At 63.1% G+C, this 20,722-nt stretch carries 23 protein-coding genes and 1 pseudogene; 8 read left to right on the top strand and 16 right to left on the bottom strand.

The genetic code is table 11. The features are described from left to right. Positions 1–4 precede the first annotated feature (4 nt). Positions 5–928, top strand: coding sequence for a phenylacetic acid degradation operon negative regulatory protein PaaX (gene paaX, locus F6X59_RS18255; protein WP_178120107.1), 924 nt, complete (start codon positions 5–7; stop codon positions 926–928). A 10-nt stretch (positions 929–938) separates the two neighbouring features. On the opposite strand, the gene fetB is transcribed toward paaX, so the two are convergent. Together fetB and F6X59_RS18245 are read right to left on the bottom strand one after the other, a co-directional pair. After that, positions 939–1,733, bottom strand: coding sequence for an iron export ABC transporter permease subunit FetB (gene fetB, locus F6X59_RS18250; RefSeq protein ID WP_152957423.1), 795 nt, complete (start codon positions 1,731–1,733; stop codon positions 939–941). Next, positions 1,730–2,425, bottom strand: coding sequence for an ATP-binding cassette domain-containing protein (locus F6X59_RS18245; protein WP_256669368.1), 696 nt, complete (start codon positions 2,423–2,425; stop codon positions 1,730–1,732). Before F6X59_RS18245 ends, fetB begins: the two co-directional genes overlap by 4 nt. Before the next feature lie 143 nt (positions 2,426–2,568). Between F6X59_RS18245 and F6X59_RS18240 the strand changes: the two genes are divergently transcribed. Then, a complete protein-coding gene (locus F6X59_RS18240; RefSeq protein WP_152957422.1) occupies positions 2,569–2,883 on the top strand; it encodes a hypothetical protein in 315 nt (104 codons plus the stop codon). 18 nt (positions 2,884–2,901) lie between these two features. Here the strand turns inward: F6X59_RS18240 and F6X59_RS18235 are convergent, their stop codons facing one another. The 11 genes and pseudogenes from F6X59_RS18235 to F6X59_RS18185 all read right to left on the bottom strand — a co-directional run bounded on the left by F6X59_RS18235 (position 2,902) and on the right by F6X59_RS18185 (position 15,407). Further along, positions 2,902–4,497, bottom strand: coding sequence for an ArnT family glycosyltransferase (locus F6X59_RS18235; protein ID WP_372240439.1), 1,596 nt, complete (start codon positions 4,495–4,497; stop codon positions 2,902–2,904). Beyond that, complete coding sequence (locus tag F6X59_RS18230; protein WP_152957421.1) at positions 4,494–5,867, bottom strand: UDP-glucose/GDP-mannose dehydrogenase family protein; 1,374 nt, start codon at positions 5,865–5,867, stop codon at positions 4,494–4,496. Before F6X59_RS18230 ends, F6X59_RS18235 begins: the two co-directional genes overlap by 4 nt. Then, positions 5,864–6,277 (bottom strand): 4-amino-4-deoxy-L-arabinose-phosphoundecaprenol flippase subunit ArnF, encoded by a 414-nt coding sequence (gene arnF / locus F6X59_RS18225; RefSeq protein ID WP_152957420.1) that lies wholly within the window; start codon positions 6,275–6,277, stop codon positions 5,864–5,866. Before arnF ends, F6X59_RS18230 begins: the two co-directional genes overlap by 4 nt. Continuing rightward, entirely contained in the window at positions 6,274–6,618 is a 345-nt protein-coding gene (arnE, locus tag F6X59_RS18220) for a 4-amino-4-deoxy-L-arabinose-phosphoundecaprenol flippase subunit ArnE (RefSeq protein ID WP_152957419.1), read from the bottom strand. The genes arnF and arnE overlap by 4 nt, the downstream gene beginning before the upstream one ends. Then, positions 6,615–8,264 (bottom strand): lipid IV(A) 4-amino-4-deoxy-L-arabinosyltransferase, encoded by a 1,650-nt coding sequence (gene arnT / locus F6X59_RS18215; RefSeq protein WP_152957418.1) that lies wholly within the window; start codon positions 8,262–8,264, stop codon positions 6,615–6,617. The genes arnE and arnT overlap by 4 nt, the downstream gene beginning before the upstream one ends. Next, a complete protein-coding gene (gene arnD / locus F6X59_RS18210; RefSeq protein ID WP_152957417.1) occupies positions 8,261–9,145 on the bottom strand; it encodes a 4-deoxy-4-formamido-L-arabinose-phosphoundecaprenol deformylase in 885 nt (294 codons plus the stop codon). The genes arnT and arnD overlap by 4 nt, the downstream gene beginning before the upstream one ends. Further along, the gene (gene arnA, locus F6X59_RS18205; RefSeq protein WP_152957416.1) at positions 9,145–11,151 is read right to left on the bottom strand and encodes a bifunctional UDP-4-amino-4-deoxy-L-arabinose formyltransferase/UDP-glucuronic acid oxidase ArnA; all 2,007 of its coding nucleotides are present in this window, start codon (positions 11,149–11,151) and stop codon (positions 9,145–9,147) included. Before arnA ends, arnD begins: the two co-directional genes overlap by 1 nt. Further along, complete coding sequence (gene arnC, locus F6X59_RS18200) at positions 11,148–12,170, bottom strand: undecaprenyl-phosphate 4-deoxy-4-formamido-L-arabinose transferase (protein ID WP_372240438.1); 1,023 nt, start codon at positions 12,168–12,170, stop codon at positions 11,148–11,150. Before arnC ends, arnA begins: the two co-directional genes overlap by 4 nt. Next, complete coding sequence (gene arnB, locus F6X59_RS18195) at positions 12,167–13,315, bottom strand: UDP-4-amino-4-deoxy-L-arabinose aminotransferase (RefSeq protein WP_152957415.1); 1,149 nt, start codon at positions 13,313–13,315, stop codon at positions 12,167–12,169. The genes arnC and arnB overlap by 4 nt, the downstream gene beginning before the upstream one ends. 405 nt (positions 13,316–13,720) lie before the next feature. Beyond that, a pseudogene (locus F6X59_RS18190) lies at positions 13,721–14,044 on the bottom strand (dolichyl-phosphate-mannose--protein mannosyltransferase); the annotation flags it as partial. Positions 14,045–14,282: 238 nt separating this feature from the next. After that, the gene (locus F6X59_RS18185; protein ID WP_152957413.1) at positions 14,283–15,407 is read right to left on the bottom strand and encodes a mechanosensitive ion channel family protein; all 1,125 of its coding nucleotides are present in this window, start codon (positions 15,405–15,407) and stop codon (positions 14,283–14,285) included. 299 nt (positions 15,408–15,706) lie between these two features. Here F6X59_RS18185 and F6X59_RS18180 point away from each other — a divergent pair, with 299 nt between their 5' ends. After that, complete coding sequence (locus tag F6X59_RS18180) at positions 15,707–15,988, top strand: DUF6555 family protein (protein ID WP_152957412.1); 282 nt, start codon at positions 15,707–15,709, stop codon at positions 15,986–15,988. Positions 15,989–16,041: 53 nt separating this feature from the next. Here the strand turns inward: F6X59_RS18180 and F6X59_RS18175 are convergent, their stop codons facing one another. From F6X59_RS18175 to F6X59_RS18165, 3 genes are all read right to left on the bottom strand, one after another. Further along, positions 16,042–16,485, bottom strand: coding sequence for a DUF421 domain-containing protein (locus F6X59_RS18175; protein ID WP_152957411.1), 444 nt, complete (start codon positions 16,483–16,485; stop codon positions 16,042–16,044). 10 nt (positions 16,486–16,495) lie between these two features. Beyond that, on the bottom strand, positions 16,496–16,948 hold the full coding sequence (locus F6X59_RS18170; protein ID WP_256669367.1) for a hypothetical protein: 453 nt from the start codon (positions 16,946–16,948) through the stop codon (positions 16,496–16,498). 64 nt (positions 16,949–17,012) lie between these two features. After that, positions 17,013–17,516, bottom strand: coding sequence for a CinA family protein (locus tag F6X59_RS18165; RefSeq protein ID WP_152957409.1), 504 nt, complete (start codon positions 17,514–17,516; stop codon positions 17,013–17,015). 192 nt (positions 17,517–17,708) lie between these two features. On the opposite strand from F6X59_RS18165, the gene F6X59_RS18160 reads away from it, so the two are divergent. The 5 genes from F6X59_RS18160 (at position 17,709) to F6X59_RS18140 (ending at position 20,687) form a co-directional block, all read left to right on the top strand. After that, positions 17,709–17,942: a PLDc N-terminal domain-containing protein gene (locus F6X59_RS18160; RefSeq protein ID WP_152957408.1), complete on the top strand. Its 234-nt coding sequence runs from the start codon at positions 17,709–17,711 to the stop codon at positions 17,940–17,942. A 222-nt stretch (positions 17,943–18,164) separates the two neighbouring features. Continuing rightward, positions 18,165–18,689 (top strand): hypothetical protein, encoded by a 525-nt coding sequence (locus F6X59_RS18155; RefSeq protein WP_372240449.1) that lies wholly within the window; start codon positions 18,165–18,167, stop codon positions 18,687–18,689. Positions 18,690–18,868: 179 nt separating this feature from the next. Then, entirely contained in the window at positions 18,869–19,456 is a 588-nt protein-coding gene (locus F6X59_RS18150) for a hypothetical protein (RefSeq protein WP_152957407.1), read from the top strand. Continuing rightward, positions 19,456–19,884: a phage holin family protein gene (locus F6X59_RS18145; protein ID WP_152957406.1), complete on the top strand. Its 429-nt coding sequence runs from the start codon at positions 19,456–19,458 to the stop codon at positions 19,882–19,884. The genes F6X59_RS18150 and F6X59_RS18145 overlap by 1 nt, the downstream gene beginning before the upstream one ends. Beyond that, positions 19,881–20,687: a DUF3618 domain-containing protein gene (locus F6X59_RS18140; protein ID WP_152957405.1), complete on the top strand. Its 807-nt coding sequence runs from the start codon at positions 19,881–19,883 to the stop codon at positions 20,685–20,687. The genes F6X59_RS18145 and F6X59_RS18140 overlap by 4 nt, the downstream gene beginning before the upstream one ends. Positions 20,688–20,722 lie beyond the last annotated feature (35 nt).

Below are 20,722 nucleotides of genomic sequence, written 5' to 3'. Positions count from 1 at the left end.
GTCCATGAGCAACCTCGTTCCGCTGAACAACCTGATCACCCGCTTCCAGGAGCAGACGCCGATCCGTGCCAGTTCGCTGATCATCACCCTCTACGGTGATGCCATCGAACCCCATGGCGGCACGGTCTGGCTGGGCAGCCTGATCAACCTGCTGGAGCCAATCGGCATCAACGAACGGCTGATCCGCACGTCGATCTTTCGCCTGACCAAGGAAGATTGGCTGACCGCCGAGAAGGTCGGGCGCCGCAGTTACTACAGCCTGACCGGCACCGGGCGGCGGCGTTTCGAAAAAGCCTTCAAGCGCGTCTACAGCCCAAGCCAACCGGCCTGGGACGGTGCCTGGACGCTGGTGTTGCTGTCTCAGCTCGATGCCGGCAAACGCAAGGCCGTGCGCGAAGAGCTGGAATGGCAAGGTTTCGGTGCGATGGCGCCGAACCTGCTGGGCTGCCCACGGGCCGATCGCGGCGACCTGGCTGCCACCTTGCGCGAGCTGGAGGCCAGCGACGACAGCATCGTCTTCGAAACCCATACCCAGGAAGTGCTGGCCTCCAAGGCCATGCGCGCCCAGGTGCGGGAGAGCTGGCGTATCGACGAGCTTGGCCAGCAGTACAGCGAGTTCATCCAGCTGTTCCGGCCGTTGTGGCAGAGCCTGAAGGAGCAGGACGAGCTCGATGCTCAGGATTGCTTCCTGGCGCGGACCTTGTTGATCCACGAATACCGCCGCTTGCTGCTGCGTGACCCGCAACTGCCGGACGAATTGCTGCCCGGTGACTGGGAGGGCCGCGCCGCCCGCCAGCTGTGCCGCAACCTGTATCGCCTGGTCTGCGCCAAGGCGGAAACCTGGCTCAACAGCGCCCTGGAAACCGCCGACGGGCCACTGCCCGATGTGAACGAGAACTTTTACAAGCGCTTTGGTGGCCTGGCCTGACCCTGAGCGCTCAGCTACGTCGGGCCAGCTTGTGCGCCATGAACTGGTGGGCGGGTGAAAACAGCCGGTTGAAGGTCATCAGCACGGCACACACCGTGCCCAGCGCCGACGCTGCGGCAATCAGGAACATGATCACGATCTGGTAGCGCACCGCGTCCCCAGGCTGCTGCCCGGCCAGTATCTGCCCGGTCATCATGCCCGGCAGGCTGACGATACCCACCACCGACATCTGGTTCAGCGTCGGCATCATGCCGGCCTTCAGTGCCTGGCTCGCTGCGGCACGTGCCGCCTCCCAGCGCGTACCACCCAGCGACAGAATCATGTCCACTACGGGCCGCTGGGCGCTCAGCTCACGGGTCATGCGGTCAATGCCCAAGGCTACGGCGGTCAGGGTATTGCCGAGGATCATGCCAAGAATGGGAATGGCGTATTGCGGCTCGTACCAGGGGCGCACGCGCAGCACCACGAACAGGCCGATGGCCGTGACCAGCCAGGCACTCAGCCCGACCGACAACACGCTGTCGGCCAACAGCCCGCGATGGCGATGCTGGCCCCTGCCGGCCGCTGAAAACCCGGCAATCAGGGTCATGCTCAGCATCAGCGGCAGCACGATGTACCACTGCGCATGCTGGAACACCCAGCCGAGGATGTAGCCGATGGCCAACAGCTGGGTGATGGTTCGCAGTGACGCCCAGAGCAGCTGGCGTTCCAGTTGCAGCTTCAATAGCAGCGACAGCAGGCCGTTGACCAGGATCAGCGCAGCGGCAATCGCCACGTCGGTGTAGGCAAGGTTGTGGTAGTTCATTTCGACAGGGCGCCTTGGTGCATCGTCAAGGTGCGCGTACTGATGCGCCGGGCTTGCGCATGATCGTGGGTGATCCACAGCAACGCGCGATCGTTGGGGGATTCGTCGAGCCAGTTCATTACCAGCGTTTCAACGCCAGCCACCGATTGCGGGTCGAGCGCCGAGGTCGGCTCGTCGAGCAACAGCACCTGTGGCGTCAGCAGCAGGGCGCGCACCAGTGCGGCCAGCTGCGCCTCGCCACCGGACAGGTCGGTGCCGGCCTTGTCCAGGAAACTGCGCGGCTTGCCGGCCAGCGCCAGAAGGCGCGCCGCCGTGTCGGCATCGAAGCGGTACTGGCGGTTGTGCTTGAGCGTGAAGGGTAGCCGCAAGTTGTCCATGACACTGCCCTCCACCAGCGCGGCGCGTTGGCTCAGGTAACAGGCGCGGGAGCGAAAATGCGGTATCAGTGGCGCTGTCACCGGCTCGCCCAGCCACAGCACTTCACCTGAGCTGGGCGCATCCAGCAGGGCCAGGGCGCGCAGCAAGACACTCTTGCCCGAACCCGACGCACCAATGAGCGCCAGGCGTTCGCCAGCGTGCAGTGAAAAATCGGTGGGCGCGAGCAAGGTGGCCTGGGTCTGCAGATCGACACGGCCCAGCTGCCTGGCCTCGAGCAGGACCGCTTCGGCGTGAGAGTTCTGCAGGCCTTTCAATGGTGAGGTTCCTTGACGCCGAATGGGAAAACGACATTTTAAGCAGTCCCGTCACGCGCTCAGGTTTTTTTGACAGAACTTTCACTTTGAATGGCTTAAACCAGCGCTAGCGCTACATGCATACTTGAGCAGGGCTGCCCATCATGCACACTTCGATGTTTGGTCATCACTTGTTGTTTCTGGCGTTGTTCATCGCATCCGTGGTCAGCTGGCTTTACCTGTGGCTGGTGGGTTTTCTCCACCCCTCAGTGGCAAGCAGCGACTGCCCGGTGCTCAGACCGGACGCCTTGACGGTGCTTGGGTTGCTGTTGACCCTGGGCTGCGCCGTACTGGAATTCTTCAGCCCGTTCGAAGGGGCCACGCTGCTGATCGTGCTGCTGGTGATCGGCCTGATCATGCCTTGGGGCGGTGCATTGGGCGGGCGGTATCACGAGCGCTTGCGCGCTCGCAAGGTGTAGGCTGGCCTCGGCTGTTGTTCAGTGTGCGAGATACACCAGCACATAGTCGTTGTTGTCGAAGCGCCCGCTCAGTTGCGGCTGCAGCGCTTGCATCGGTGTGCCTTGCAGGGCCTGCAAGTCATGCCGGTCCATCATCAGCCACGCCGGCCCTTGCACGGCCTGCAGTTGCGCGGGGGTCTCGGTGAACAGTGGCTGCAGGTCCTGGTCGAGGTTGACCATGAACTTGATGGCCTTGGCATCCTGGCCCAGGCGGTGCAGTACCAGCGGGGCAGGTCGCTGGGCCACCTGTGCGAGCACTGCCTGGGTGAAACCGCGGGTGTCATACAGGCGCCGCTCCACCGGTTCGAACACCGCGACATACACCAGCCACAACGCCATGACCGCACAGCCAGCGGTAATCTCGGCACGCCAACGTGGCTGCACGAGGCGCGACAGCGCCCACAGTTGCAACCCCGCCAGCACCACCATCAGTAGCGTGATGGAACCGGTTTGCTCGGGGAAACGGCGCTGAGCCACCAGCAAGGCAATCATCATCAGCCCCGGCATCAGCAGCCATAGCCCCTGGATTGCACCGCGCAGCCAGGCGAACAGCCGCCCCTGTGCCACCTGGAACGGGTAGGCGGCAATGATCGCAACCATCGGCAGCATCGGCAGCAGGTAGCGGGCCTTCTTGGCCTGCGGGATCGACAGCCCGACCATGACCAGCAATGCCGCAGCTGCGCAGAAACCGACCAGGCGCAGCGCCGGCCCCTGCAGCTGCGCACGGCAGAGCCACGCGGCAACCAATGCCAGCAACGCCAGTGGATAGGCCAGCGCATAGTTGCCCAGCGCACTGGTGAAGTAGTACAGCGGGCTACTGGCACCCTCGCTGCCGTCCATGCGGCCCATGAACTGCATGCGAATCACGTCATCGAGAAACGCCTGGCCACCGCTGGCCTTGGCCATCCACAGCAGCAGGCCGACACTGGCGACCAGCAGCAGGCTGGCCAGCCCCCCAAACAGCAACATCCGTCGCCATTGGCCAGTCAGCAAGTAGTAGCTGCACAGCAAGCCGGTTGGCACCACCAGGCCGATCGGCCCACGAATACCGAAGCCCAACAGCAACAAGACGAACACCAACGGCCAGCGCCGCCCGGCAGCCCGCTGGTCGTGGGCGTAACCCAGGTAGAACACGCTGAAGGCGACGGCTGCCAGCATGAGGTCTTGCGACACGGCCCGGACTTCGCTGACGAAGGTGACCGTCAGCAGCAGCAAGGCGATGCTGCTCCACGCCCAACGCACCGAAAACGGCGCCAGCAGCCGGTACATCAGGGTCACGATAACCGCGCCAGCGATGGCACTGGGCAGCCATGCAGTCAGGCCGTTGACCGCGCCGAACGGCAGCGACAGCAGCCAGATGAACAGTGTCGAAAGCGAGGTGTAGTCGGCATAGGGCTGCCCGTAGGTAGTCGGGAATACCGTTGGCCCATGGCGCAGCATTTCCTGGGCGAACAGCACGAAGCGTGAGTCGAAACCGATCGGCGCCTGCCCATACACCCCGGCGCTGAACAGCAGCAATGCCAGCAGCCCTGCAAGCAGGGACTGCCGGCGAACGGGGAGTGACAGTGTCTTCACGCCGCTTTCGAACCCTGGCGGGGCAGTTGCGGGGAAACCGGCAACTGGCAGGAGTCGCCACGGCCGATCGGGAAGTACTTGAAGCCTTTGCGCGCCAGCCGCTCGGCATCATAGAGGTTACGCCCGTCGAAGATCACCGGTGCCTTCAGGCGTTGCTGGATCAGGTCGAAATCCGGCGCCTTGAACTGTTGCCATTCGGTGCAGATGATCAACGCGTCGGCGCCGGACAGTACCGATTCCGGGGTACCCATCAGCATCAATTTCTCTTCATCCGGATACAGGTGCTGGGTTTCCTGCATGGCCTCGGGGTCGAAGGCACGCACGCTGGCACCGGCAGCAAACAGCGACTCGAGCAGCACGCGGCTGGGAGCGTCGCGCATGTCGTCGGTGTTGGGCTTGAACGCCAGGCCCCACACGGCAAAGGTCTTGCCGGCCAGGTCGCCGTTGTAGAACGCGTTGATGCGATCGAACAGCTTGTGCTTCTGCCGCTCGTTGATCGCCTCGACCGCCTGCAGCAGGTCGCTGGAGCAATGCACCTGCCCGGCACTGTGGATCAACGCACGCATGTCCTTGGGGAAGCACGAGCCGCCATAGCCGCAGCCTGGGTAGATGAAGTGGTAGCCGATGCGGGTATCGGCACCGATGCCCTGGCGCACCGATTCGATATCGGCGCCCAGGTGTTCGGCCAGCTCGGCGATCTGGTTGATGAAGCTGATCTTGGTGGCAAGCATGCAGTTGGCGGCGTACTTGGTCAGCTCGGCGCTGCGCAGGTCCATGAACATGATGCGGTCATGGTTGCGGTTGAACGGTGAGTAGAGGTCGCGCATGACATCGCGCACGTCTTCACCCTCGCAACCGATGACGATACGGTCCGGCCGGCGGCAATCGGCGACGGCCGAGCCTTCCTTGAGGAATTCCGGGTTGGACACGATATCGATACGCAGTTCACGGCCAGCGAGCGCGGTGTTGATGTGGGCGCGCAGGGTGTCACCGGTGCCGACCGGTACCGTGGATTTCTCGACCAGAATCAGCGGTTGCTGGCGGTGGCGGGCGACCGCGTCGCCGACCGACAGCACATACTTGAGGTCTGCCGAACCATCCGGGCAGGAGGGGGTGCCGACGGCGATGAAGGCGACGCGGCCATGTTCGACGGCAAGCTTTTCATCGGTGGTGAACTGCAGGCGGCCGCCCTCCAGGCCTTCGCGCACCAGGCTGGAAAGGCCCGGTTCAAAGATGCTGACATGGCCTTGGCGCAACAACTCGACCTTCTTCTCGTCGACGTCCATGCACACCACATCATGGCCGACTTCGGCCAGTACCGCGGCTTGCACCAGGCCGACGTACCCGCTACCAAACACTGTAATTTTCATGGAGCACTCCTTGATGCAGGCGAACGGGCCGGACGCGTATTGATAGTAATGACCCCGAGCATGACCAGTGCCACGCCCAGTGATTTGCTCAAGCTGAAGGATTCGTCGAACAGCGGCAGGCTTGCCGCCAACAGGTAAACCAGGGCGTAGCTCAGGCTCAGCAGCGAGTAGGCCCGGCCCAGCGGCAGATCGCGCAGGGCCAGCAGCCAGCAGAGCATCGACAGGCCATAGGCGGCGATCGCCGCCAGGACCACGGCCACGGCGACGGCATCGACGCCCTGAACGGCCAGCGCCGATAGCCATTGGCCGGGCTGCGGCAGGCGGGTCATGCTCCAGCGCATGGCCAGCTGGGCGCTGCTGACCAGCAGCACGCTGCCCAGGGCAAAGGTGATGCCAAGGCGCTGGTTCATGATTGCTGCCCCAGCAGTGCCACGCCAGCGATGACCAGCGCCACCCCCAACCAGTGGCGGCGATCGACCGGTTCATGGAAGCCGAAGCGGGCGATCAGGGTGATCACCACGAAATTCAGGCTGAGCATCGGATAGGCGATGCCCACCTCCATGCGCTGCAGCACCAGCAGCCAGACCAGCAAACCGCTGCCGAGGGCGAGGAGGGCCAGCCACAACCAGGGCGAACGCAACTTGTCCGCCCACGGCCCTTGTTGCCCACGCCAGCCTTCCACGGCGAACTTCTGCGCCACCTGGCCCAGGCAGGTCAGCAGGCAGGCGGTCAACAGCAGCAGCCAACTCATGGCGCGACTCTGGGCAGAATGAGGATCACCATCTTGCCCTGCTGGTAGCGCGTGCCATCTTCGGGCAGCATGGCGAGCTCACGTTGCTCATCTTCACCCTTGACCCGCATCACCACAGCGACCGTGCCACTGCGGCGGGCGTCATCCACCCACTGGCGAGCGTTCTTTTCGTTCAATAGCCGTCCCTGACCTTCCGGGGTCGCCAGGCCGTACTTCAGTTCACCGACAGTGTTGTAGAACACCACGTTCGGCTGTCGCAGGCGCCAGGCCAGTGCTGATGCCGCACCGAGGTCGTTGCTCAGCAGGTGAGTGGCACCCGACAGTTCGTCGAGGTGCTGCAGGATGAACTGGTCGGGCATCTTGTTGCCTTCTATCGACTTGGGCATTGCCGCCGGCAGCAGGGCCATCAGCACCAGGCTGCCCAGCACCGGTGCCGCCCAGCGGCGCAGCGGTGATAGAGCCTGGGCCAGGCTGGCGACCGTCCACCCCACCAGCGCCACGCACAGCAGCAGCAGGCTGGTCAGTTCGTGGTTGTAAACCGGCTTTTTCAACTGCAGCCAGGCCAGTGCGATCAAGGCGAGCACGCCAATCACCACGTTGATCCAGCCGTTGATGCCCAGTGCGCGGCCTTGATGCAGGCGCAGCTGCTCTTCCAGTGCGTAGCCGATCAGCAGGGCCAATGGCAGCAGGCACGGGAAGATGTAGGTCGGCAACTTGCCCTTGCTGAGGCTGAAGAACAGCAACGGCATCAGCAGCCACAGCAGCAAAAAGACGACCTTGGCCTGAGTACGGCTCTGCCAGGCGTGTTTCAGGGCCGGTGGCAGCATGGCGACCCAGGGCAGGCTGTAGGCCACCAGCAGCGGCAGGTAGTACCAGAACGGGGCGCTGTGCTGGGCATCGTCACCGGCAAACCGGCGGATGTGCTCATGCCAGAAGAAGAACCGCCAGTAGTCCGGCTCCTGAACGTGCACCGCCAGCACCCAAGGCAGGCTGACGACAATCGCCACCACCACGGCCACCGGCCCGTACACCAACAGTTCGCGCCAGCGCTTCTGCCAGAGCATCCACGGCAGCGCGATCAGCACCGGCAACAGCCAGGCCAGAAAGCCCTTGGTCATGAAGCCCATGGCACAGGCCAGCCCCAGTACCGCCCAGGCCGCAAGGCGCTGGCCCTTGCTGCGGCTGTCCACGGCGAACCACAGGGCCACCAGGCTGAGGTTGACCCACAGGGTGAACTGCGGATCGAGGTTGGCATAGACGGCCTGGCCGACCATGACGCAGAAGCTCATGTACACCAGGGTGCAGACCAGGCTCTTGCGCGGGTCGTTCCACAGGCGGCGTGCCACCAGGTAGCACAGGATCAGGCTCAGGCCGACGCTCAGTGCCGAGGCAAAGCGCACGCCGAACAGGTTCTGGCCGAACAGGCCTTGGCTGAGGGCGATCATCCAGTAGCCGGCGGCGGGTTTTTCGAAGTAGCGCAGCCCCATGAAGTGGGGCGAGACCCAGTTGCCGGTCAGCAGCATCTCCTGGCTGACCTGGGCGTAGCGGGTTTCGTCGGGGATCCACAAGCCATGGCCGCCCAGTGGCAGCAAGAAGGCCAGCACGAACAGGCCGAGCAGCAGCGGTAGCGTCCAGCGTCTGTTCATGAGCCTTGCACTCCCAGCCAGCCCTCACGGCCTTGCAGGGTGCCGCGCTGCACACTGGCAACGGGCAACGAGTCGAGCGAGGCGGGGAGCAACTCGCCCAACGGTTTGAACGCAATCTCGCGCTGGCGTGCATCGGCCAGCAATTGGCGGAAGTCCTGGGCCATCAGAATCCCTTCTACCTCTGCATGGATGGTGTAGACGTTGAGTGCCTGTGGGCGGAATTGCCCGAGGATGAATTCGTTGAAGTGCGCGGCAGCCACCTGCGGGCCGACAACCTCGTCGAAGGTCGGCATGTCCACCGGAACCTGCGGCGCCCCAGGCGAGCCGTCGGCCAGCCTGGGGCGGAACAGGTGGCTACCTCGGCAGTCGCTGTTGTAGCGAAAGCCGAAGCCCTGCTTGGCCTCGATCACCCGCTCGTCCGCGCGCCAACCGGCGACGGCCGAGCAGTCAACCGGCGCGCCGAGGATGTCACTGAGGGTGTCGACGCCCTGACGGATCTGCTCGGTCAGTTGCGCCATGCTCCAGTGCCCGGCATTGGCCTGCCAGCCGTGGTGGTCCCAGGCGTGCAGGCCGACCTCGTGGCCGGCGTCGCGGGCCTGACGCATCAGGTGCCCGAGGTCGCGGCCAATCGGCTTGCCGGGCCAGGCGGTGCCGGCCAGGAGAATGTCCCAGCCGTACAGCCCGGCAGCATTGGAGCGCAGCATCTTCCACAAGAACTGCGGGCGGACCAGGCGCCACAGGTGGCGCCCCATGTTGTCCGGCCCGACACTGAAGAAGAACGTCGCCTTGACCTGCGCCTCGTCGAGCAACTCCAACAAGCGCGGCACACCTTCACGGGTGCCGCGGTAGGTATCGACATCGATGCGCAACCCTGCCTGCATCAGCGAGCTTCTTCTGCCGGACGAGCCTCGATCTCGCGCATCGCTTCACGCAGGAAGAAGTCCAGCGTGTTGCCGATGGTTTCGCGCATCTCCACGGTCGGCTCCCAGTTCAGCAGGCGCTTGGCGTTGGCGATGCTCGGCTTGCGGTGGGACACGTCCTGGTAGCCGCCGCCGTAGAACGCCTTGCTCTCGACGTCGCGGAAACCGGCGAACGGTGGGAAGTGGCTGCGCAGCGGGTGGGCTTCGAACTGGCGCAGCAGCTCTTCGCCGAGCTGGCGGATGCTGGCTTCGTTGTCCGGGTTGCCGATGTTGATGATCTGGCCGTTGCAGGCATCGTTGTCGTTGTCGATGATCCGTGCCAGGGCCTCGACGCCGTCGGCGATGTCGGTGAAGCAACGCTTCTGCGCGCCGCCGTCGAACAGGCGGATCGGCGTGCCTTCCACCAGGTTCAGGATCAGTTGGGTGATGGCCCGGGAGCTGCCGATACGCGCCGAGTCCAGGCGGTCCAGGCGTGGGCCCATCCAGTTGAAGGGGCGGAACAGGGTGAAGTTCAGGCCTTTCTGGCCGTAGGCCCAGATGACCCGGTCAAGCAACTGCTTGGACACCGAGTAGATCCAGCGCTGCTTGTTGATCGGCCCGACCACCAGGTTGGAGGTGTCTTCGTCGAAATTCGGGTCTTCGCACATGCCGTAGACTTCCGAGGTCGACGGGAAGATCACGCGCTTGTTGTACTTGACGCAGTAGCGCACCAGGCGCAGGTTCTCTTCGAAGTCCAGCTCGAAGACGCGCAGTGGGTTGCGGGTGTATTCGATCGGCGTGGCAATGGCCACCAGTGGCAGCACCACGTCGCACTTCTTGATGTGGTACTCGATCCACTCGGAGTGAATGCTGATGTCGCCTTCGACGAAGTGGAAGCGTGGGTGGCTGCGCAGGCGCTCGATGGCGTCGGAGCCGATATCCAGGCCGTAGACCTCGTAGCGCTCGTCGTTGAGCAGGCGCTCGGACAGGTGGTTACCGATGAAGCCGTTGACGCCGAGGATCAGTACCCGGGTACGGCGCGTGGCGCGGCGGGCATCGGCGCCACGCAGCAGCGAACCTTCGACCAGGCCCAGTTCGTTGGCCAGTTGCGGGCCGCTCAGGTACAGGCCGTTGTCGTTGCGCTGACCGGCATTGATCACCAGCGAGTCCTCGCCACAGGCGATGCGCAGCGGGTCGGTGCTGATCACACGGCCAGCGGCCAGGCCGTCGTTGCCCTTGACCACCTCGGCGCTCCAGACGATCAGCTTGTGCTCACCGACCTGGCAGAAGGCGCCAGGGTAGGGCTGGGTCACCGCCCGCACCAGGTTGAACAGGGTTTCGGCAGGCTGTTGCCAGTCCAGGCGGCCGTCGGCTGCAGTGCGGCGGCCGAACACCGTGGCTTTGGATTCATCCTGCGGGGTTTCGCTGACTTTGCCTTGGCGCAGGTCCGGCAGGGTGTCACGCAGCAAGTCTGCGGCAGCCGCGCGCAGCTTGCCATGCAGGCTCAGCGCGGTGTCGCTGCGTTCGATGGCCACGCGCAGCTGGGCAACAATGGCGCCGGCATCGGCGCGCTTGACCATGCGGTGCAGGGTCACGCCGGTTTCGGTTTCGCCGTTGACCAGCACCCAGTTTGCCGGTGCGCGGCCGCGGTAGCGCGGCAGCAACGAGCCGTGCAGGTTGAACGCGCCTTTGCGGCCGGTGGCCAGCAACGGTTCGCCCAGCAGGTTGCGGTAGTAGAACGAGAACAGGTAGTCGGGGTTGAGCTGGCTGATGCGCTCGACCCACAGCGGGTGGTTGACGTCCTCCGGCGCATGCACCGGGATGCCTTTGCGGGCACACAGCTGGGCAACCGAGGCGTAGAAGGCGTTTTCCTTGGGGTCGTCGGCATGAGTGAACACCGCTGCGATGTCATAGCCGCTGTCGAGCAGGGCTTCAATGCCGGCGCAGCCGATGTCGTGGTACGCGAAGACAACTGTTTTTGCACTCATGAGTGAACCTGACCAGAAGTAGAGGAATTGAAACCGTCAACGGTGACGCTTTGGGCCGACACAGGCGGTGGGCCGCTGCGCAGCACTTTCTCGATGAAAAATCGCGGGCGGGCGCGCACATCGCTGTACATGCGCCCCAGGTACTCGCCGAGCAGGCCCATGCCGATGAACTGGCCACCGGTGAACACGAACAGCACGGCGAACAGCACGAACAGGCCGTTACCGGCCCAGCCTGGGCCAAACGCCAGGCGCAACACGATGAGCCCGATGGCGAACAGCACGCCGAGCGCGGCCATGCTGAAACCGACGATGCTCAGCAGGCGCAACGGCGTGGTGGTCATGCAGGTGATCAGGTCGAACATCAGGCTGATCAGGCGCATCGGGCTGTACTTCGAATCGCCGTGTTCGCGCTCGGCGTGGTGCACGGTGATCTCGGTGGTGTGGCGGGCGAAGCTGTTGGCCAGGATCGGGATGAAGGTGCTGCGCTCGCGGCAGGCCAGCATGGCGTCGATCACCGTGCGCCGGTAGGCACGCAGCATGCACCCATAGTCGCTCATGGCAACGCCGGTAGAGCGCTTGACCGCGTAGTTGATCACTTTCGACGGCCAGCGGCGCAGGGCCGAGTCCTGGCGGTTGCTGCGCACCGTGCCGACCACGTCGAAGCCGCGTTCGGCTTCGGCGACCAGCCGCGGGATTTCTTCCGGCGGGTTTTGCAAGTCGGCATCGAGGGTGATCACCACGTCGCCCTTGCACTGCTCGAAACCGGCCATGATCGCCGCATGCTGGCCGTAGTTGCGGTTGAGGATGACCGCCACGAACGGGCTGTTTTCGGCCTGGGCGGCGTCTTCGAGGATTTGCGCCGAGTTGTCGCGGCTGCCGTCGTCCACCAGCACGATTTCATAGGGGTGACGCAGCTGCTGGCAAGCTGCGCCGGTGCGGCGCAGCAGCTCGGGCAGGCTTTCCTGCTCGTTGTAGACGGGGATGACGATGGACACGCAATGGATCGGGTAAGGTCTCACGAGCGATTTCCCACAAGCTGTTCAATGGCGGCGACGACCCGGTCGAGGTCCTGGTCGGTCATGTCGGGGAACAACGGAATGGAGCACAGCCGCGCCGAGTTCCATTCGGTGTTCGGCAGCGACAGTTGCGGATCACGCTGGCGGTACCAGGTGTGCAGGTGAGTGGCGATGAAGTGGATGCCGGTGCCGATGCCGCGCTCCTGCAGGCCTTTCATGAAGGCTTCGCGGTCCAGGCCACAGCGTTCGCTGTCGATGCGCAGGATGTACAGGTGCCAGGCGTGCTGCTGCGGGTAGTCCGGCACGGCCAGAGGCTGGACCGGCAGGCCTGCCAGGCGTTGCTGGTAACGGGCGGCCAGCTCGGTACGGCGGGCGTTGATCGCATCCAGGCGCTTCAGTTGCACCAGGGCGATGGCGGCGTTGATGTCGGCGAGGTTGTACTTGAAGCCGGGCTCGATGACCTGGGCCTGGGGCTTGCGGCCATGGGTCATGCGGTCGTAGGCGTCGACACCCAGGCCATGGAACTTGAGCATGCGCACGCGGCTGGCCAGGGCTTCGTCGTCGCTGACGAACATCGCGCCCTCGGCGCAGGTCATGTTCTTGATCGCATGGAACGAGAAAATCGCCGTGCCTCGGGCACCGACATGGCGGCCCTTGTAGCGGGTGCCGGCGGCATGGGCGGCGTCTTCGATGACGGCGATGCCATGCTTGTCGGCAAGTGCGTACAGCGGGTCGAGGTCAAAGGCCGCACCGGCGTAGTGAACCGGAATGATGGCCTTGGTCCGCGGGGTGATGGCCGCTTCGATGCGCGCTGCGTCGGTCATCAGGGTGTCGCGATCGACATCGACAAACACCGGCGTGGCACCGAGCAGGGAAATCATGTTGGCCGTGGACACCCAGGTCTGCGACGGGGTGATGACTTCATCCCCCGGGCCGATACCCAGTGCCAGCAGGGCGATGTGCATACCGCCGGTGGCCGATGACAGGGCTACCGCATGGCGGCAACCGACGTACTGCGCGAACTGCTCTTCAAGTGCCTGGTTCTGTGGCCCGGTCGTGATCCAGCCAGAACGCAGGACTTTTTCGACAGCCGCAATTTCTTCTTCGCCCATACTCGGACGCGAGAAGGGGAGAAACGCCTCACTCATGAGCACCTCGGTGATACCGGAAAAAAGACAGAACCCATTGATTTCATTGGTTCAATTGCCAGCGTAGACGCAAAGAAGTTTTTTGCATCCTGTACACAGGCTAAAACTTGCTGTGTTGCGCCAAGTCAGGTTTTCTGCAGGGTTCAGTCATCCATGCCGTAGTGATTGTCAGGGGCTTATCCGCCCAAGGTTATGCTCGATTTTGTGAAAGAAGTATAAAAAATGGGTGGGTTTATCATTACATTGCAGGCGCAGACAGCTGAGGTTCAGGTTACTGGCCAAGTGTGAACCTACCAATAACTTTGATACGCATAAACATTCATTCGGATGGCTGTAAAACTGTGCGGGTAGTTAAACCAAAAGTTGCCGTTAGTTACAGGCTTACAGACGAGCCGGGGCCATGGCCTAGGCGTTGGGAATATAAGCCACACTTCGATCATCACGGGCGTGCAGCCACTGCTCACCACGGCTGGGTTGGGTGGTGACGACCTGGTGATCGCTGTCCAGGTAACCAAAGGGTGGCGTCTCGCCGTGGCGGTAGTGCGCGACGATGATCGTGCGCTGCGGGTCCCAGTGCTTGCCGCTGGCACGGTCCAGCCAGGCCATCAAGCTGGCGGTGTCGCCACTGCGGGGGTAATCCTCGGTCTGCGTCACATAGTAGAAGGGGGCGCCACCCGTTTGGAGGTACATCGGCACCTTGTTATCCACCTCGACCATGACCATCTGCCATTGCCAGGCCTGGCAGAATGAAGCCGATCAGGCCTTTGAACAGCGACGTCAGCGCCAGCAGCCCAAGGCGCGTTGATCGGTGCTTATCAGATTCATGGCTGACTCTGCTGGCGGGCAAATAGTCGGCGAATCCCAGGCAGGGATAAGTGCGGGGACGGTGAAGAATGGGTGAAAAATTTGATACGCGGGGGAGGTTGGCTGGCAGGTGGCCAATGGTGCTTGCCGCCCCCGCGCGTGGTCAGGCCCCTCTGATGCTCATCCCATCGCGCCCCTGGCCCTGCATGCCAACCTCCTGGGGCAATGCCGTGACCTTGATTGCACGCACCGGCACAGCGAACTTGGCGCCGATTTTAGAGAACCGTTCGAGCAGTCTGAAGTTGATCGCCTGCTGGATGTCCATGTACAGGTTGTAACCGGGGTCCTTGACGATGTAGACGCATTCGAACTCCAGCGCCTCTTTGCCGAAGCCGCGCAGGTGCGCGCGGTCGAAACGCACCTGCTCCTGGGCCTTGATGGCCTCTTCGACAATGCCAGGCGCTGCCTTCACCGCCTCGGTGGGCGTGTCGTACGACAGCCCGAACTCGAACACGATGCGCCGCTCCTGCAGGCGCTTGTAGTTCTGGATCGTGCTGCTGATCATGCTGGCGTTGGCCATGACGATCTGTTCGCCGCCCAGGCTGCGGATGCGTGTGGTCTTCAGGCCGACATGCTCGACGCTCCCCGCCAGCGGGCCGATGACGATGAAGTCGCCGACCTCGAAAGGTTTGTCCACGGCAATCGACAATGACGCGAACAGGTCGCCGAGGATGTTCTGTACCGCCAGCGCGACTGCAATGCCACCCACGCCGAGGCTGGCGACGAACGCGGTGATGTTCACCCCCAGGTTGGACAGCATCGCCAGCAGCACCACCGACCACAGCAGCACCCGCGCCCCCCAGGCCGACAGCGTGGCCAGCGCGCTGCCTTGGTTCAGGCCGTCGGCACGGTGGCGGGTGAAATAGCGGTTCAGCCCCAGGCCGATGGCGCGGTTGGCCCACAGGCCGATCTGCAGGGCGGCGACCACGAACCACAGGCTGCCGACCCGGGTCAGCCAGCGCTCAGGCAGGTCGAGCATGCCCAGGCCCACCAGCAGCGAAGCTAGGAACAGCAGGAAGTTGCTGGTGCCTGACAGCACTTTGGCCAGCACCTGGCTCAACGGGCCGTCATGCTCGGACCAGCGCCGAACCCGACGCAGCAAGAAGCTGATCGCCGCGCGCGAAACCAGAAAGGTCAGGAGGGTAACGGTCAACGCAACCAGCAGGTTGAGAATGGAGATACCGAATACGGTGGTGTTGGTGAACAGGGTGATGATGCGCTCGGTCATAAGCCCTTTACCGGATAGTTTGACTTGTTGCTTTAGAAGGCTGGCGACAAGCCGAAGGTTGGGCTGGATTTGCGAATTGACGACGAGCGGTGGCTGTACAGGAAAACCATTTTGTATAACTGGCCGGCCGTCCGACGCTTTCATCTATTCGATTGTGCACGGCGAGCGGCAGGGTTCGATGCAGTTGATCAACGCACCGGCCCGTATGCCCGCAGAGACCGGTGACCGATGGGTCAAAATTACTGAATCTTTTCCCACCGCAAGCGCTCCATTAGCCTGACTCAACCAAGGAGCATCCAATGCCAGGGCAGCAGTTGTACGTGATCGAATACGAGCTTCACGGAGAATTCCGAACCTTCATCATCCGCCAGGAGCGCATGGACAATGCCGAAGCCTGGCACTGGGCCAGTTGCGATGCCGGGGTGGGCATCATTCCACGCTTCGGCCAGCACAAGATCAAGAAGGTCAGCCGGCCCATGGCCGAGCGCTACGGGCTTGCCAACGTGCGTTGGCGGGTGTCCGGTGAGGGGCCTGAGTTCGTGGCTCCAGCCATCGATGTGAAGAAGTTCTCCAGCAGCTGAACGGGTAAAACGTGAGTACATCGCGATGGTAAAGCCACGCTGGCCCGTGGCGGTCATTCTTGCGGGATGATCGAAATCTTGCCGTTGCGCTCGACGATGGCGAACTTGATCTGTGCGACGGTCTCGATACCTTGACTGTCGCGGGCTGACTCGAGAATGTCATCCTCGGTCAGCCGTGCCCGTCGCATGCGGTGATGCAGAAAGCGGCCCTGTTCGACCACCAGCGTGGCGTGCCCGTCGAGCAGGCGCGCCAGGCGTTTTGAATTGAGCTTGGCCAAGGACAGTCCAACATCCATCGCGACCAGGGTCGCAATGACCAGCATGGCGTTGGTGAAGGAAAAATCTTCGCCCAGCAGTGCCTGCTGGGTCGCTTCGCCAATGATCAGCAGCAACACGAAGTCGAACGTCGTCAGGTCTGCCAGTGAGCGCCGGCCGGCCACCCGGAACAGCAACATGAGTGCGATGTACATGCCTGCTGCTCGGAGGATGGAGTCCATGGGCTGCTCCTCAGGGGAAAAGGAAGGTGGAGAAGTGCACCGCGCTGCCTTGGCCTGCGCTGACAAGCCCTTCGAGGGTACCGATGAAGTCGCTGCGCACGGTCAGGTACAAGGTGGCGATACCGTCTTCGCTGGTGCCCAGTTGCAATAACAGCGACTGGCCCTGGGAGAGCGACTTCTCCGGCTCTGGTTGCAACATCTCGATACTGGCCTCGCGCAGCAGATTGCCCCCCAGCAGTAGCCTCACTGGCTGCCCGGGAGTGCCGCGCACGGTGATGCGCAAGTGGTCGCTGGTGCCACTGCGGCTGATACGTTGATAGGCTACCTGTACGCGACCATCCGGGCTCATCGCCAGGGCATCGCTGAGCGGGCCATTACCGAACAACCCGGCAAGGGCCAGCAGCACGATCACCACTAGCACATACCAGCCCACCCGCTCGAAGCACCAGACGCGTTGCTGCATGGGCATGTCTTCTGCGACCGGATACTGCCTCGACACCTGCTCATCTTCGTGCATGGCCCGGCCCTCAGGCGCGCTCACCGCGCAGCCAGCGTTGGTGATAATGCGCCAGACGTGACAACCCATAGATCGCCCCCTGACGCATGACGTCTGCGCGATCACCGAAGAAGCGCTGGCTACGGGTGAACACTGCCAATGGTTCGCCGGCAAATGCCCAGGCGAAGCACAGCGTGCCGGGCGCGATGCCATCCTGCGGTTCGGGGCCGGTGATCCCCGTGCTGGCGATGGCAACCGTGGCGTCGCTGTCTTTCAATGCGCCCAGGGCCATTTCCCAGGCGACTGCCTCGCTGGTCAGGCCATAGCGCTCTATGGTCTGCGGGTTTACCCCCAGCAGGCGCTTCTTGGCACTGGGTGAATAGACGACATAGCCGCTCTCCAGCACCTCGCCGGTACCGGGAATGGCCGCCAGCAATGCGACCATCGCACCGGCTGTACAGGACTCGGCAGTGGTAAGCAGCAGTTTGTGCGATTTAAGGTAATCAAGCGTTTCCTGCACGGGATCTTTAACCATTGCACGCCACTCGTTCGCTGTGTTGCGGTGGACGTTGTGGCGGTGCCATTGGTTCACAGCAGATCGCTTCCGCTCATCCAGCGCGCCACAACTTCGCGTGAACTTTGCCGGCCACCATGGCTTCCCTCTAGTAATGGGACTGTACGCCGGGTGCGCGCCGTGCGGCCTGTCATGCAAAGAGGAGAGACCATCATGAACGAACCTGTGACGTACTTCTGGATTGCCGTGGCGGTGATCATTCTATTGGTCGATCTATGGGCGATTGTCAGTGTGTTGCGCAGCGACAAGGCGGATACAACGAAGGCAATGTGGGCGTTGCTGCTGTTGGCGCTGCCCGTCGTCGGCCTGGCTATCTGGGGTGTGCTGGGGCCACGGGGTATCAAGCGCGGCAGCGGACCATCATCCCCCGAACACAGCAAAGGATAGGTGCAGACATGTCGAATTCAGCGAAAAGCAAAGCGGTGGAGCAGGCGAGGACCACGGGTGAGCAGGAGCGGGACAACGATGCCCGTCGGCCTGACGGATCAACCGGCACTTCGCACGATTCGACTGCGCAGAAAGCCGCGCGTGACCATGACCGGCGAAAACCTTGACCCTCAGGGAGGTCGCATCGCGGCCTCCGATGTGCTCGAATGCAGGAGCCAGCCCGTGCCGCGAATCATTACCCCGGCCACCCCGGAACACGAAATCAGTGAGCAGAACGCTCGCATGTTCGGCTCACCGAAGGAGCGGCTGGATTTCTACCGCGCGGAGATCCAGTACGAAACCAGCATCCTCGCCAACCGCACCGATGCCTACCTTGCCGCCCAGTCGTTCCTGGTGATCGCCTTCGTGTCGTCGATGGGCAACCTCAATCAGAGCTGGGGCGAAATGTTCACCCTGGTCGTCCCGCCATTTCTGGCCCTGCTGGGCGTATTGAGTTCGCTCAATGCGTGGCCAGGCATCCGTGCGGCCTACAAGATCATCGAACACTGGCAACTGAAGCAGAGCCATCTGCTGCGAAGCGAGCCGCTGATGGGGCTGGCCTATGACGAATCGCCGCTGTTCAGCGAGGCGGAAACATCACAGGACGGGCACCGCAAGTCGCTGTTGTTCTCGCTGCGCACGCCCTGGATATTCCTGGTGTTCTGGGTGCTCCTGGGCACCTACGCGGTGGTCCTACAGTTGGGATGACGAGGCAAATACCTTGGCGCCGGTTGCCTTTTCGCAGGTTGATGGCGCGACTGCCTTTGGTTACCCAGGTAGATGTCATAGATCACAAATGCTGAACTCCCGCCGTTTCACCTGCGTCCCTCGAATGAATGCCGACTGAATACGGCATTCGCTGACCTATCAACTTCGAGGGCCTAACGATGGACAAGACCGATCAAAGCTCGACGTCTCCACCGGGGAGCACCGAGGATCACGTGCATGCCATTACTGATGAAGCCGTCGCGCTGCTTGGCGAGGCCAGGCAGAAAGGTAGCGAGCAATTCGAACAGTACCGCGATACCGCGGCTGACCAGCTCGATTCGCTGGGGGAGGGTGCACGCTCGGCGGCAGCCGCGCTGCAAGACAAGGACAGCCTCGGGCTTTCTCAGTACCTGAGCCAGGCAGCAGAGTGTGTGGGCGCGTTCGCCGAGCAGGTTCGCCATGAAAGCGCCGAAAGCCTGCTGCAACGCGGCGCGCATCTGGCGCGAAGCAACCCGGCGTTGTTCCTGGCCGGTAGCGTCGCCGTAGGTTTTGCCGTGTCGCGCTTCATGCGGGCCAGTGCCAGCCATGCCCGCACAAGCGCTGAGCCACCCAAAGGGCAGCGATCTGCTCAGCCAGTGACACCCGATCGGGGCAGCGATGTATCCACCCACGCGCCTTACACCCCCGTCGACCCGATCGGGCCGGGTGCCGGCACACCGGTCGGCGGCAGCCCGTTCGAGCGTGACCCGCTCAAAGGAGGTGAATGATGAACGAAGATCCCTTGCACACCAACTCTGGCCTGCATGGCGCAGCAGACGACGCCATTGGCGTTGGCGGCCTGTTGCGCCAGTTGATGCGGGAAGTTCCGGCCTTGTTCACCAAGGAGCTGGCGCTGGCCAAGGCCGAGTTGCAGCACAACCTCACCAGCCTCAAGGCCGGTACAGCGGCGGTTGCGGCGGGAGCGATCGTGCTCCTGGCGGGCTTCGTGATCCTGCTACTGGCAGCGGTCTACGCCTTGGCGATGGTGATCGAGCCGTGGCTGGCTGCGTTGATCGTCGGTGCGATCACCGTGGTGGTCGGCTTCATCATGCTGCAGGCAGGCAAGAAGCAGTTCGAGCCCACGCATCTGAGCCCCGAGCGGACCTTGCATGCCATGCAACAAGACAAGGACACGCTGAAGAGGAAACTGCCATGATCACGTCCTTTGAACATGACGCGCAGAAAGACCCTGACCTGCTCGAGCAGGAGATCAACGCCAAGCGTGAACACATCAGTGATCTGGTGGATGCACTGGAGCAGCGCCTGAGCCCCGGCCAGATGGTCGACCGGGTGCTGGCCTATGCCAGAGGCAATGGAGGCGAGTTCTTCCAGAACCTTGGCACTACCCTCAAGAACAATCCCGTTCCCGCGACGCTGACGGCACTGGGGCTGGCATGGCTTGGCCTGAACCAGGGCCGGCCCTTCAACCCAGGGCCTGCGCATCAGGGGCCAGGGTTGGGCGAAAAACTCGGCGATGCGATGGCCACCGCCAAGGATGCCTTTGCTCACGCGGGGGAGGCGGTGCACGAAGCCAGCCATAAGGTGCGCATGAAAGCCCACGACATGCGTGATCGGGCCAGCGAGCTTGGCAGTGACGCACGCGACTCCATGGGCGCAAACGCAGACAGCCTGCAACGCTCGGCCCATAAGGTCGCCCAACAGACCACCGCGCTCAAAGGGCAGTTCGACCATCTGCTTCAGGAACAACCGCTGGTCCTGGCGGCCCTGGGCATTGCACTGGGTGCGGCGTTGGGGGCGGCGTTGCCGAGCACTGACAAGGAAGATCAGTTGCTGGGGGCGAGCAGTGATCGCTTGACCGATACGCTCAAGAGCAAGGGCAGCGAAGTGAAGGCGTCGGTCGAGCAATCACTGGATCAGGCGGGGGGTAGGGCATCGGCGCATCCGGTCGGTAATGCTGAAGGTTCGGACCTGTCCGCCGGGTTGGGTTTCACGCCTTGAACCTGCTGACTTGCCAGAGGTTGAGGCTCGCCGGC

Source organism: Pseudomonas sp. MN1F, from assembly GCF_009391885.1.
Lineage (GTDB): Bacteria > Pseudomonadota > Gammaproteobacteria > Pseudomonadales > Pseudomonadaceae > Aquipseudomonas.
Note: the sequence above shows the minus strand (reverse complement) of the source record. Positions and strands in the feature narration are given on the sequence as shown.